The sequence below is a fragment of the Arthrobacter sp. CAU 1506 genome, from assembly GCF_005047635.1.
Lineage (GTDB): Bacteria > Actinomycetota > Actinomycetes > Actinomycetales > Micrococcaceae > Crystallibacter.
Genome location: NZ_SUKC01000003.1, coordinates 149690 through 163044 on the forward strand (window position 1 = coordinate 149690; position 13355 = coordinate 163044).

General features: G+C 67.1%; 10 protein-coding genes. 7 read left to right on the forward strand and 3 right to left on the reverse strand.

What is annotated here, in order from left to right; all coding sequences use genetic code 11:
* Positions 1–191: 191 nt before the first annotated feature.
* From E4J89_RS05675 to E4J89_RS05690, 4 genes are all read left to right on the forward strand, one after another.
* Complete coding sequence (locus E4J89_RS05675; protein WP_136785131.1) at positions 192–3050, forward strand: aconitate hydratase; 2859 nt, start codon at positions 192–194, stop codon at positions 3048–3050.
* A 228-nt stretch (positions 3051–3278) separates the two neighbouring features.
* A complete protein-coding gene (gene dxs, locus E4J89_RS05680) occupies positions 3279–5264 on the forward strand; it encodes a 1-deoxy-D-xylulose-5-phosphate synthase (RefSeq protein ID WP_136785132.1) in 1986 nt (661 codons plus the stop codon).
* Positions 5261–5812 carry a DUF402 domain-containing protein gene (locus E4J89_RS05685; RefSeq protein ID WP_240691733.1) on the forward strand — a complete coding sequence of 184 codons (552 nt, stop codon included), beginning with the start codon at positions 5261–5263 and terminating at the stop codon, positions 5810–5812. The genes dxs and E4J89_RS05685 overlap by 4 nt, the downstream gene beginning before the upstream one ends.
* Entirely contained in the window at positions 5809–6390 is a 582-nt protein-coding gene (locus tag E4J89_RS05690) for a hypothetical protein (RefSeq protein ID WP_136785133.1), read from the forward strand. Before E4J89_RS05685 ends, E4J89_RS05690 begins: the two co-directional genes overlap by 4 nt.
* 60 nt (positions 6391–6450) lie before the next feature.
* Here the strand turns inward: E4J89_RS05690 and E4J89_RS05695 are convergent, their stop codons facing one another.
* From E4J89_RS05695 to argG, 3 genes are all read right to left on the reverse strand, one after another.
* Positions 6451–7029, reverse strand: a complete 579-nt coding sequence (locus tag E4J89_RS05695) for a mismatch-specific DNA-glycosylase (protein WP_136785134.1) — start codon at positions 7027–7029, stop codon at positions 6451–6453.
* 125 nt (positions 7030–7154) lie between these two features.
* Positions 7155–7574 (reverse strand): GNAT family N-acetyltransferase, encoded by a 420-nt coding sequence (locus tag E4J89_RS05700; protein WP_136785135.1) that lies wholly within the window; start codon positions 7572–7574, stop codon positions 7155–7157.
* Between the two features lie 163 nt (positions 7575–7737).
* Positions 7738–9165: an argininosuccinate synthase gene (argG, locus tag E4J89_RS05705; protein ID WP_136785136.1), complete on the reverse strand. Its 1428-nt coding sequence runs from the start codon at positions 9163–9165 to the stop codon at positions 7738–7740.
* 143 nt (positions 9166–9308) lie between these two features.
* Here argG and E4J89_RS05710 point away from each other — a divergent pair, with 143 nt between their 5' ends.
* From E4J89_RS05710 to E4J89_RS05720, 3 genes are all read left to right on the forward strand, one after another.
* A complete protein-coding gene (locus E4J89_RS05710; protein ID WP_136785137.1) occupies positions 9309–10283 on the forward strand; it encodes an aldo/keto reductase in 975 nt (324 codons plus the stop codon).
* Between the two features lie 243 nt (positions 10284–10526).
* Positions 10527–11300, forward strand: a complete 774-nt coding sequence (locus E4J89_RS05715) for a cyclase family protein (RefSeq protein ID WP_136785138.1) — start codon at positions 10527–10529, stop codon at positions 11298–11300.
* Between the two features lie 85 nt (positions 11301–11385).
* Positions 11386–13062, forward strand: a complete 1677-nt coding sequence (locus tag E4J89_RS05720) for a thiamine pyrophosphate-binding protein (RefSeq protein WP_136785139.1) — start codon at positions 11386–11388, stop codon at positions 13060–13062.
* The last annotated feature ends 293 nt before the right edge of the window (positions 13063–13355 follow it).

Here is a 13355-nt window from a genome sequence, read left to right on the forward strand (position 1 = left end):
TGCTACCGGCTAGGATGGGAACAGCGGTTCCGGACGGTGCCTAGTGTCCCTGCCCTGCAGATTTTGCGGGCTTCGGCGTGCAAGCGGACCAGAGGCCGAACCCCGCAGCGGCCCCTTCACACTTAGGGACGCCTAACTAGCGGGTGGTTGCCGCCCGGACAAAGATAAAGTGTGGCGAGAGGAGTCCTGTTATGAGTAATGTGGACAGCTTCGGTTCCAAAGGCGTCTTGAATGTCGCCGGTTCCGAATACGAAATTTTCCGGCTGAGTTCAGTAGAAGGTGCCGAGAGCCTTCCGTTCAGCCTCAAGGTCCTGCTGGAGAACCTGCTCCGCACCGAAGATGGTGCGAACATCACCGCGGACCACGTCCGCGCCCTGGCCGGTTGGAACCCCGACGCGCAGCCGGACACCGAAATCCAGTTCACCCCCGCCCGCGTGATCATGCAGGACTTCACCGGTGTTCCCTGTGTTGTGGACCTGGCCACCATGCGCGAGGCCGTCAAGGACCTTGGCGGCGATCCGAAGCGAGTGAACCCGCTGGCTCCGGCCGAGCTGGTCATCGACCACTCTGTGCAGATCGATGTGTTCGGCAACGCCAGCGCGCTGGAACGCAACATGGAGATCGAGTACCAGCGCAATGGTGAGCGCTACCAGTTCCTGCGCTGGGGCCAGACCGCGTTCGAAGACTTCAAGGTCGTCCCGCCGGGAACCGGCATCGTGCACCAGGTCAACATCGAGTACCTGGCCCGCACCGTGATGACCCGCGAGGTCGACGGCAAACTGCGCGCCTACCCGGACACCCTGGTTGGCACCGACTCGCACACCACCATGGTCAACGGCTTGGGCGTGCTCGGCTGGGGCGTGGGCGGCATCGAGGCCGAGGCCGCCATGCTGGGCCAGCCGGTCTCCATGCTGATTCCGCGCGTTGTCGGCTTCAAGCTCACCGGCTCCATCCCGGCGGGCGCTACCGCCACCGACGTGGTGCTGACCATCACCGAAATGCTGCGCAAGCACGGCGTGGTCGGCAAGTTCGTCGAGTTCTACGGTGAAGGCGTGGCCGCTGTGCCGCTGGCCAACCGTGCCACCATCGGCAACATGAGCCCGGAATTCGGCTCCACCGCCGCGATGTTCCCGATCGACGACGTGACCCTCGAGTACCTGCGCCTGACCGGCCGCTCCGAGGAGAACGTCGCCCTGGTCGAGGCCTACACCAAGGAACAGGGCCTCTGGCACGACCCGTCCCGCGAGCTGAAGTTCTCCGAGTACCTCGAGCTGGACCTGTCCACCGTGGTTCCCTCCATCGCCGGACCGAAGCGCCCGCAGGACCGGATCGAGCTGACCACGGCCAAGAACCAGTTCCGCAAGGATCTGCAGAACTACGTCGGCTCGGGCGACGAGGACGCGCTGGACGAGGCCCTCGAGGAGTCCTTCCCGGCATCGGACGTACCGGCTATGACGTCCACCGTCCGCCACGCTGCTGCCGCTCAAGCCGCCGCGCAGGCCGGCGACCGCCCCACCGGCGGTTCGGCCGCCCAGGGACGCCACGTTGCACTGCCCAGCGACGGCCGCCCCACCAAGCGCGTTCACGTCAGCATGGAAGACGGACGTGAGTTCGAGCTGGACCACGGTGCGGTCTCGATCGCATCGATCACCTCCTGCACGAACACCTCCAACCCCTCGGTGATGCTGGCTGCGGCCGTGCTGGCCCGCAACGCGGTGGAGAAGGGCCTGGCCTCCAAGCCCTGGGTCAAGACCTCCATCGCCCCGGGTTCCAAGGTCGTCACCGACTACTACGAACAGTCCGGCCTGATCCCGTACCTGGAGAAGCTCGGCTTCTTCGTGGTCGGCTACGGCTGCGCCACCTGCATCGGCAACTCCGGCCCGCTGGAGCCGGAGATCTCGCAGGCTATCCAGGACAACGACCTCTCCATCACCTCGGTCCTGTCCGGCAACCGCAACTTCGAAGGCCGGATCAACCCGGACGTCAAGATGAACTACCTGGCGTCGCCGCCGCTGGTGGTCGCTTACGCTCTGGCCGGCACCATGGACTTCGACTTCGAGAAGCAGCCGCTGGGTCAGGACCCGGAGGGCAACGATGTGTTCCTGAAGGACATCTGGCCGAACCCGGTCGAAGTCCAGGAAGTCATCGACTCCTCGATCAACAAGGAGATGTTCGCCAAGGGCTACGAAGGTGTCTTCGAGGGCGACGAGCGCTGGAAGGCACTGGAGACCCCCGAGGGTGACACCTTCGCTTGGGATCCGAAATCCACCTACGTGCGGAAGCCACCGTACTTCGAGGGCATGAGCGCGCAGCCGGAGCCGGTTACGGACATCAGCGGCGCCCGCGTGCTGGCGAAGCTGGGCGACTCGGTCACCACCGACCACATCTCCCCGGCCGGTTCCTTCAAGTCGGACAGCCCGGCAGGTCGCTACCTGTTGGAGAACGGCGTGCAGCGCAAGGACTTCAACTCCTACGGTTCCCGCCGTGGCAACCACGAGGTGATGATCCGCGGAACCTTCGCGAACATCCGACTGCGCAACCAGCTGCTGGACAACGTGGAGGGCGGCTTTACCCGCGACTTCACCCAGACCGGTGGCCCGCAGGCCTACATCTACGATGCGGCGATGAACTACCAGGCAGCCGGCACTCCGCTGGTGGTTCTGGCAGGCAAGGAGTACGGCTCCGGCTCGTCCCGCGACTGGGCGGCCAAGGGCACCGCGCTGCTGGGCGTCAAGGCCGTCATCGCCGAAAGCTTCGAGCGCATCCACCGCTCGAACCTGATTGGCATGGGCGTGCTCCCGCTGCAGTTCCCTGCCGGCGAATCCGCCACGTCGCTGGGCCTCACCGGCACGGAGACCTTCTCCATCGAGGGTGTGACCGCCCTGAACGACGGCACCACGCCGAAGACGCTGAAGGTCACCGCCACCGACGAGAGCGGCGCCGCCAAGAGCTTCGACGCCGTCGTGCGCATCGACACTCCAGGCGAAGCCGACTACTACCGCAACGGTGGCATTCTGCAGTACGTGCTGCGCCAGATTTCGGCCAGCTAAGCACCGCTGAGTGCGTGAGCACAAGGGCGGGCGTTCGGGAATCCGGACGCCCGCCCTTGGCGCATCCCGGCCCGTCTCCTGGGATCTCGTGCGACCCAAGCCCGGCCTGCACGGACAGCCGGGGACGGGTCGGCGGTTGTGTGTGCACCCTCGCATCGGCTGAACGGGAGGTGCAGGATGGATGGCGGTAGGATTAACCGACGCTTTGTGAAGGAAAGGACCTGCTCTGTGGGATTGCTTGAGACCATCCGCGAGCCGCGCGACCTCCGCCGGATCGACATGGTCCAGATGCAGGGCCTGGCCCAGGAGATCCGCCAGTTCCTGATCACCAACGTCGCACAGACCGGCGGCCATCTGGGCCCCAACCTGGGCGTTGTCGAACTGACTCTGGGCATCCACCGGGTGTTTGACTCCCCACACGACAGCATCGTTTTTGACACCGGCCACCAGTCCTACGTGCATAAATTGGTCACCGGACGGCAGGACTTCGCAACGCTCCGGCAGCAGGACGGCCTGGCGGGCTACCCGGACCGCGCCGAATCGGTGCACGACATCGTGGAAAGTTCGCACGCGTCGTCGTCGTTGTCCTGGGCCGACGGAATTTCCCGTGCCCGCCAGCTGACCGGCGAAGGCGACCGCTACGTCGTCGCCGTGGTGGGCGACGGCGCCCTGACCGGCGGCATGGCCTGGGAAGCCGTCAACAACATCGCCGCGGACCGGGATCGGCGCGTGGTGATCGTGGTCAACGACAACGGGCGCTCGTATGCGCCGACCATCGGCGGACTGGCCGACCAACTGGCTGCGCTGCGCCGGACCACCATCGACCGGGTCCGCACCCACCGTGCCTACGAAGGCACCCTCGACTGGTGGAAACGAAAGCTGCAGTCGGGCGGGCCGCTGGGCCAATTCGCCTACAAGAGCCTGCACGCCACCAAGAAGGGCATCAAGGACTGGTGGGCGCCGCAGGGCCTGTTCGAAGACCTCGGCATGAAGTACATCGGCCCGATCGACGGGCACGACCTGGAAGCGGTCGAAGCGGCGCTGTCCCAGGCCAAGAACTACAGCGGGCCGGTGATTGTCCACGCGATGACCGAGAAGGGCCGAGGCTACGCGCCCGCCCGTGCCCATGAAGCGGACCAGTTCCACGCCGTGGGCGTGATCGATCCGGAGACCGGCGAGCCGGTGGAGTCCGGTGGCCGGAAGTCCTGGACCTCCGTCTTCGCGGACGAGATTGCCGATATTGCCGACGAACGCCGGGACATTGTCGGTATCACCGGTGCCATGCTGATTCCGGTGGGTCTGCAGAAGTTCGCGTCCAAGCATCCGGAGCGGGTCTTCGACGTCGGGATCGCGGAGCAGCATGCCCTGACCAGCGCCGCCGGAATGGCCTACGGTGGGCTGCACCCGGTGGTGGCCCTCTATGCCACCTTCCTGAACCGTGCCTTCGACCAGCTGCTGATGGACGTCGCCCTGCACAAGGCCGGCGTCACTGTGGTGCTGGACCGTGCCGGGGTGACCGGGCCGGACGGCCCCAGCCACCATGGCATGTGGGACATGGCGCTGCTCCAGGTTGTGCCGGGCCTGCACCTGGCTGCACCGCGGGATGCCGCCCGGCTGAAGGAAGAGCTGCGCGAGGCGGTAGCCGTCAGCGACGCGCCCACTGTGGTCCGCTTCTCCAAGGGATCCGTGGGGCCGGACGTCGAGGCCATCGAGCGGCTCAAGGACGGGGTGGACGTTCTCGCCCGCCGGCCATCGGGCGGAACCATGCCGATGGAAAACGACGTGCTGATCGTCAGCGTAGGTGCGATGAGCGAGTTGGCGCTGGACGTTTCCGACCGCCTGGGCGCCCAGGGCATCAGCTCCACCGTGGTGGACCCGCGCTGGGTGCTGCCGGTGGCGCCGTCGCTGGTAGGGCTCGCGGCGCGGCACCGGATCGTCGTCGTGATTGAGGACGGCGTCAAGGCTGGCGGCGTGGGATCACGGATCCGCCAGGAGATGCGCGCCGCCGGAGTGGACACCGCGCTGAACGAGGTGGGGCTCCCTGTCGAGTTCCTGGCCCACGGAACGCGGGCCGAAGTGCTGGAACGAGTTGGCCTGACCGCACAGCAGGTGGCCCAAGACACGGTCGCGCAGGTGCTGGGCACCAAGGTGCCGTTCGCCCGCCCGCTGCCGGGCCAGGAATTGCCGACCGGCCAGATACCCAAGATCCAGTGAGCAGGCGCATCCCGGCCCAGGCTCAGCCGGGCGACATGGTGGTGTTCCGCAACTGGAAATACAACCGCAGTGCGCACTGGCTGGTGCCCGGGACTTACCTGGGATCGGACTCGTACGGCGACTGGATTTTCCAGCCAGCCGGCTCCTTGGTGGCCCGGCCAGGCGTCGCTTTCTTCGCCGAATCCGATGCCGTGCAGTTGCTGCCCCGCGAGGGCGACTTTGTGGCGACGTTCTACGACGATACCTATCCCGGGGACTTTCGCATCTACATTGACCTGGCTACCGGCATCCGGGTGGACCCGCTGCTGCCGGCCGGATGGGAAGTCCAGGTCACGGACATGGACCTGGACGTGATCCGCTCGGTCACGGGCCGCGTATACGTTGACGACGAGGACGAGTTCGCCGAGCATCGCGTGTCGATGGACTATCCGGAAGCGCTGGCCGAACAGATACAGGCCAGCTGCCGCGCGCTTTACGAGCAGGTTTTGGCAGAGGCCGCGCCGTTCGATGGAACGGCGCTGACGTGGTTGAACAAAGGACGGACATGAGTTTTCTTCGGGTCTACAAGAAGAACGACGACGGCGCGCTGGTCTTTCGCGAGGCGTGGTTCGACGAAGACTACGGACAGTTCGTGGTCAACCACGGAACGGTCGGCCACCAGAGCACCGCACAGGACAGCAAGAATGTCACGACGGAGGGCGCCGAGTCGCTGATGGACGCCTTTGCTGCCCAATGCACCCAGGACGGTTATGCGGAGCTGACGCCGGGGGAGCAGTCCTGGGTGGTGGCCCAGTACGCGTTGAAGACGGCCGCCGGCAGCGAACGCGACCGCTACCTGGAAGACAAGGCCAAACGCACCATTACCGAGTACTTCGCCTGGCGCGGGCTCGGCACCGTGGAGAAGACCGAGTTTGTCCCGCACAAGCTCAACATCTACGTGATGGCTCCGGACGCGGCCAAAGCCGTGGCGGGCCTGAAGGTCTGCCTCCGCGAAGCCAAACTGGACTACACCAAGCTCAGCATCGGGGTTGCCCCGCACGACAATCTCGCCGCCGTGAAGCAAAAGCATCCTCTGCCGGCCAAGGCAGCCTTCAGCCTAGGCTGGCCCAGATACCCGGCACTGTGATTGACACTGCCGCGCTGACATCGGCACGCGTCACTGGTGCCGGCAGCTCGCAGCGGGGCGCTACGCCGGCGTTGCCGGAACAATGCCGGCGGCGAGGGCAGCTTCGCGGTACACCGCGGCCAGCGTCGCCACGTTGTGGTGGGCGTTGAGGCCGCTCGGATTCGGCACCGCCCAGAGCTCGGCCCCGGTGATCCGCTCCGGCTGGCGGCCCAGCTGCGCCTTCGGTTGCCCAAAGCCCACCCGGTAGGCCGTCACTCCTGCCACCGCCACTACCCGCGGACCCAGCTCTTCGATCATCCCCTCGAGCCGCCGGGCTCCGGTCCGCAGCTCGTCGGCTTCCAATTCGTCCGCCCTGGCCGTGGCCCGCGGGACGATATTGGTGATGCCGACGCCGCGCGCGATCAGGTGGTTCCGGTCCTCCTCCGCCATCCCGTCGCCGGCGCGGATCGGGTATTCGGTGATGCCGGCGGCTGCCAGGGCGGGATAGAACCGGTTGCCGGGCCGGGCGAAATGCGAACCGGTGGCAGCCGACCACAGGCCGGGATTGATGCCGACGAACAGCAGGCGCAGGCCCGGGCCCAGCAGGTCGGGCACAAGTGCGTTCTGGAAGCTGAGCAGTTCGGTCCGGGAGAAAGCCACCCCACCACTGTGCCACGCGGTCGTGGCACAGGGCCGTACAGCGCTGCCGGCCCCTTAACGTGCGGCCGGTCCGTTGCCGCTTGCGCTGCCGGCACCTGGCCGAGCAACCGGCCGGTACCTCCGCGTCAGGTGTAGAGGAGCATGGCGTCGGCGGATGCTCCGAGGTCGGTGAAACCCCGTGATTCGTAGAGCCTGCGGCCGGGTGGGTCTGCCGTGAGGCTGACGTAAGCTCCGCGCGGCGCGCGGGTGCGGATATCGTCCAACAAGCTGTCGAGCACAGCACCGCCAATACCGCAGCGTTGGTGTTCCGGCAGGGTGGTCATATCGGCGATCAGGAAGTACCAGCCGCCATCTCCGATGATGCGGCCCATCCCGACAGCCTGGCCGTCCGGACCCAGCACCTGCCGGAATGACCATGAACCCGCGATCGCCGCTGCCGCCTGCTCCGGAGTCCTGTGCGAAAGTCCGCTGCCTGTCCTGACTCTGATGTAGTCATCGACGGTGGGAGGAGTAGCAACGAGCTGATAGGGAGAGCGAAGTGGCACCCGACCAGTTTAGGCGGTCGGTGCCCGGCTCTTGACAGCCGGCCGCTGGAGGACCGGCTGCCCACCCGGCGAATCGGCGGCATGCACGCGAAAGGCCCGGCACCCTGGGGGCGCCGGGCCTTAGCTGTGGTCCTCGCGACGTTCTCGCGTCGGACCGGACGGATCAGTCGGTTCCGGCGTCGAACGCGGCGCGGTCCAGCGCCTCGTCGGCTGCACGGTCTGCCGGGTCCAGCGCCGCGGTATCTGCAATCTCGGTGGCCCCGCCGGCTTCCAGTGCGCCGACCAGTTCGGCAGTCGGGCCGCCCACCAGTCCCAGCGTGGCGTACTGCTCCAGCCGCGAGCGGGAGTCGGCGATGTCCAGGTTGCGCATGGTCAGCTGGCCAATGCGGTCCAGCGGACCGAAGGCGGCGTCGCCCACGCGCTCCATGGAGAGCTTGTCCGGGTGGTAGCTGAGCGCCGGTCCGGTGGTGTCCAGGATGGTGTAATCCTCGCCGCGGCGCAGACGCAGCGTGACCTCACCGGTGACAGCGGAACCGACCCACTTCTGCAGCGATTCGCGCAGCATCAGCGACTGCGGGTCCAGCCAGCGGCCTTCGTACATCAGGCGGCCCAGGCGGCGGCCCTCGGCATGGTAGTTCGCCACGGTGTCTTCGTTGTGGATGGCGTTGAGCAGTCGCTCGTAGGCGATGTGCAGCAGCGCCATGCCCGGAGCTTCATAGATGCCGCGAGACTTGGCCTCGATGATCCGGTTCTCGATCTGGTCGGACATACCCAGGCCGTGCCGGCCGCCGATGGCGTTGGCCTCGTTGACCAGGGCGACGGCGTCGGCGAACTCGGTGCCGTTGATGGCCACCGGGCGGCCGGCCTCGAAGCGGATGGAAACGTCTTCGGTGGCGATCTCGACGTCCTCGCGCCAGAAGGCCACACCCATGATCGGCTCAACCGCTTCCAGGCTGGTGCCCAGATGCTCCAGGGTCTTGGCCTCGTGGGTGGCGCCCCAGATGTTCGCGTCGGTGCTGTACGCCTTTTCAGCGGAGTCGCGGTACGGGAAGTTGTGCGCGGTCAGCCACTCGGACATTTCCTGGCGGCCGCCCAGTTCGGAGACGAAGCGCGGGTCCAGCCACGGCTTGTAGATGCGCAGCCGCGGATGGGCCAGCAGGCCATAGCGGTAGAAGCGCTCGATGTCGTTGCCCTTGTAGGTGGAGCCGTCGCCCCAGATGTCCACGCCGTCTTCGCGCATGGCACGTACCAGCAGGGTGCCGGTCACGGCACGGCCCAGCGGGGTGGTGTTGAAGTAGGAACGTCCGCCGCTGCGGATGTGGAAGGCGCCGCAGGCCAGCGCGGCCAAGCCTTCCTCCACCAGGGCCGGCTTGCAGTCCACAAGGCGGGAGATCTCGGCGCCGTATTCGGCGGCACGGCCGGGCACCGCGTCAATGTCAGGCTCGTCGTACTGGCCGAGGTCGGCCGTGTAGGTGCAGGGCACGGCTCCGCCGTCGCGCATCCACGCAACCGCAACGGACGTGTCGAGTCCTCCAGAGAAGGCGATGCCGACGCGTTCGCCGACGGGAAGGGAAGTCAGAACTTTGGCCATGGGTTCGATCATATGTGCAGCGGTGCCTAAAGGCAGAAGCGGCAACGCCGACGGCCCCTGCGTGACGTGCCGAAAATCACCGGCGGGACCGCCCCGGTAGGATTTGAGGCGGGCCACAAACCTCAAGCGAGAAGGATGTATCGATGGAATACCGCCGCCTTGGCAAGTCCGGACTGACAGTCTCCGCCGTAGGGCTTGGCTGCAACAACTTGGGCCGCTCGAACACTCCCACGGAGAGCCAGGAGGGCACGGATGCCGTGGTCAGGGCTGCGCTCGACGCCGGCGTGACCCTCTTCGATGTCGCCGACACCTATGGGAAGACCCCGGGGCTGAGCGAGGAGTTCTTGGGCAAGGCGCTTGGCAGCCGCCGCGACGACGTGGTGGTCGCCACGAAGTTCGGCATGGACATGCAGGGTGCCAACGGCGAGGACTTCGGTGCACGCGGCTCGCGGCGCTACATCGTCAAGGCCGCCGAAGCGTCGCTGCGCCGGCTCGGCACCGACTGGATCGACCTGTACCAGTTCCACACGCCTGACCCGCTGACGCCGATCGAGGAGACCCTGTCCGCCTTGGACGATCTGGTCCGGGCCGGCAAGGTGCGTTATATCGGCCATTCCAATCGGGCCGGCTGGCAGATCGCCGAGGCCGAATTCACCGCGCGCATGGGCGGTTACACGCCGTTCATTTCCAGCCAGAACCACTACAACCTGCTGGACCGGCGGGCGGAACTCGAAGTCACGCCCGCCGCCGAAGCCTACGGGCTGGGCGTGTTGCCGTACTTCCCGTTGGCCAACGGGCTGCTGACGGGTAAGTACAGGGACGGGAAGGCGCCGGAGGGCAGCCGGTTGACGCACTCGCGGTCCAACCTGCTGAAGGACGCGGATTGGGAACAGTTGGGCGCGTTTTCCCGCTTCGCCGCCGACCGTGGCCTGCAGGAGATTGAGGTGGCGTTCTCTTGGCTGGCATCCCGGCCCTCCGTGGCATCGGTGATCGCCGGCGCCACCAAGCCTGAGCAGATCCGGCAGAACGCCGAATCGGCAGGCTGGCGGCCGACGGACGATGACCTGGCCGAGCTGGACGGGATCTTCCCTGCTGTGCCCAAGACGGCCCTGTTCTAATATCCAGGCCAGCGGGAGCAGCCGGAGCGCGGGCCTGGATCCAGGCCTTTGATGTCTCCTGGTGTTACGCCCGCCGCGGGATGACGGGCGTAACACAAGCACCGACGCCCCGGGAGGGGCAAGATATAGCCATGGGCGGCCGCAAAGTCGCGGGCGCCGACCTACCGCCGCTTGACCTTCCGTTCCTCGCACCCAGCAGCCATTGTGCGTTGGAGGTGGTCTGCCGTGACGAAAGTGACGTCCATGAGCCAACTGACTGACCTGCTCTCCTCGCTGTCCACCGGGCGGATCGAGCTGATCGACCTGACCAACAAGCTGTCCGCCCAGACGCCCACGCTGCGGCTGCCGGACCCGTTCGCCAACCTGATCGACTTCAGCCTCGAAGAGATCGCGGCCTATGACGATCGCGGCCCGATGTGGAAGCACCAGAACATCCACACCGGCGAGCACATCGGCACGCACATTGATGCGCCCATCCACTGGGCCACCGGCCGTGACGGCGACGACGTCGCCGAGTTGCCGTTGCCGCGGTTGGTGGGCCCCGCCGTCGTGCTGGATTTCTCCGCCGAAGCGGCCGCGGACCCGGATTTCCTGCTGGACGTCCACCATGTCCGGGCCTGGGAAGAGCATCACGGCCCCATCCCGGAGAACGCGTGGGTGCTCTTCCGCACCGGCTGGGATGCGTACGCCCAGGACCAAGAGAAGTTCCTTAACGCGGACGACGCCGGTTCCCACACGCCGGGCTTCACCGTTGAGTGCGCGCGGTGGCTGGCCGAGGAGACGAAAATTTCCGGAGTCGGCGTGGAGACGGTCGGCATCGACGCCGGCAACGCCGGTGCGCTGGACCCGATCTTCCCGATGCACCACTACCTGATGGGCAACAACAAGTACGGCATCACCTCGCTGCAGAATCTGGCGCAGCTGCCCACCACGGGCGCGGTCATCGTGGTGGCGCCGCTGCCGATTGTCGGCGGCACGGGCAGCCCGGCCCGGATCTTCGCCATGGTGGAGCGCTAAAGCCGGCGCTGCCGCACGTCGGCCAGCCCACCTTCCGCCTTCAGCTTCACACACCGTGAAGCTTCATCGTGAAAGAGAGTGCCGCATGCACGCGCCCCGCACCATCGCCGAACTAGTCGGCCAGACTTTGGCCGGGCTCGGCGCCGGACGCGCCTTCGGTGTGGTGGGCAGCGGAAATTTCGCGGTCACGAATGCGCTGAAGGCCGCCGGCGTGCCCTTCACTGCCAGCCGGCATGAAGGCGGAGCGGCCACCATGGCGGATGCGTACGCCAGGATGTCCGGCCGGCTCGGCGTCGTTTCCGTGCATCAGGGCTGCGGGCTGACCAACGCCGCTACCGGGATCGGCGAGGCGGCCAAGTCCCGGACGCCCATGCTGGTGTTGGCCGCCGAGACCGCGGGCTCAGCGGTCCGGTCCAATTTCGCGATGGACCAGCCGGGCTTCGCCCGCAGCGTGGGCGCAGTATCCGAGCGGGTGCATTCCGCGGCCAGTGCAGTTGCTGACACGGTCCGGGCCTACCGCACGGCGATGAATGAACGCCGCACCGTGGTGCTCAACCTGCCGCTGGACGTGCAGGCCCAGCCGGCCCCCGAAGGGACGGAGAACGGCCCCGCCGCCACGGTCTCCGCACCGTTGCCGGTCAGGCCGGCGGACTCCGCCGCTGAAGCGCTCGCTGACCTGATCGCCGCCGCGGATCGTCCGGTCTTCGTGGCCGGCCGCGGGGCGCGCGATGCCGGCGACCAGCTGCGCGCCTTGGCCGCCCAGGCCGGCGCGCTCTTGGCCACGTCGGCGGTGGCCAAGGGCCTGTTCAACGGCGAGCCGTTCTCGTTGGGCATTTCCGGCGGCTTCTCTTCGCCGGTGGCCGCGGAGCTGATCTCGGATGCGGACCTGATTGTCGGATTCGGCTGCACGCTGAACATGTGGACCATGCGCCAGGGCGCCTTGATCGGTCCCGGGGCCAAGGTGGCGCAGGTGGACGTGGAGGACTCCGCACTCGGCGCCAACCGGCCGGTGGATCTCGGCGTGCTGGGCGACAGCGGACAGACGGCCGGGGCGGTGCTGGACATCCTGCGCGGACGGGGCCCCGCCGCCACCAAGTACCGGACCGGACCGGTCCGGGACCGCATCAGCACCGGCGTCCGGTGGCAGGATGTCCCGGTCGAGGACCTGTCGACCGGGGACCGGATCGATCCGCGGCTGTTGACCGGTCGGCTGGACCAACTGCTGCCGGCCGACCGGATAGTGTCCATCGACTCCGGCAACTTCATGGGCTACCCCAGCCAGTACCTGGACGTACCCGACGAGTTCGGATTCTGTTTCACCCAGGCTTTCCAGTCCATCGGCCTGGGCCTGGCCACCTCGATCGGCGCCGCGCTGGCCCGTCCGGACCGGCTGCCCGTCCTCGGCACCGGCGACGGCGGGTTCCTGATGTCGATTGCGGAGCTGGAGACCGCCGTCCGGCTCGGCCTTCCGCTGGTGGTCATCGTCTATAACGACGCCGCCTACAGTGCCGAGGTGCACCACTTCGGCAACAACGACGGCGGTGCTCCCGTCGACCTGTCAACGGTCACCTTCCCCGACACCGACATCGCCGCGATGGCCCGCGGCTTCGGCGCCGACGGCATCACCGTGCGGACCCTCGACGACCTCGCCGGTGTTTCCGGCTGGCTGGCGTCATCGCCCACCCGCCCCTTGGTCATTGACGCCAAGATCGCCTCCGACGGCGGCTCCTGGTGGCTGGCCGAAGCGTTCAAGGGGCACTGAGGGGAGCCGGTGGGTCTGGAGCGTCTGCTCCGGCGGCGTTCCAGCCGCTAGAGCAGACGCTCCAGCTATCCATTGCGCCGGCCGCAACCAGTGGGCCAGACTGGCCGGATAATGCCTTCCGCTTCAGGAGAGATCATGCAGGCGTTAACTCTCACCCTCGGAGAAGAGGGGTCCTTGCGGCCGCGAGATTTCCGAGCCGACCCCGGACCAGGGTCCGGTGCTGGTCGAATGCACCGGCCTGGCGGCTGCAGTGCTGGCGGCCCTCAACTGCACCGCGCTGGCCAGCAGCACCA

Coding starts and splice junctions, on each gene's coding strand:
- argG (WP_136785136.1), bottom strand. CDS start 9,165: ATGGCCAAAGTTCTGACTTCCCTTCCCGTCGGCGAACGCGTCGGCATC.
- E4J89_RS05720 (WP_136785139.1), top strand. CDS start 11,386: ATGCACGCGCCCCGCACCATCGCCGAACTAGTCGGCCAGACTTTGGCC.
- E4J89_RS05675 (WP_136785131.1), top strand. CDS start 192: ATGAGTAATGTGGACAGCTTCGGTTCCAAAGGCGTCTTGAATGTCGCC.
- E4J89_RS05690 (WP_136785133.1), top strand. CDS start 5,809: ATGAGTTTTCTTCGGGTCTACAAGAAGAACGACGACGGCGCGCTGGTC.
- E4J89_RS05710 (WP_136785137.1), top strand. CDS start 9,309: ATGGAATACCGCCGCCTTGGCAAGTCCGGACTGACAGTCTCCGCCGTA.
- E4J89_RS05715 (WP_136785138.1), top strand. CDS start 10,527: ATGAGCCAACTGACTGACCTGCTCTCCTCGCTGTCCACCGGGCGGATC.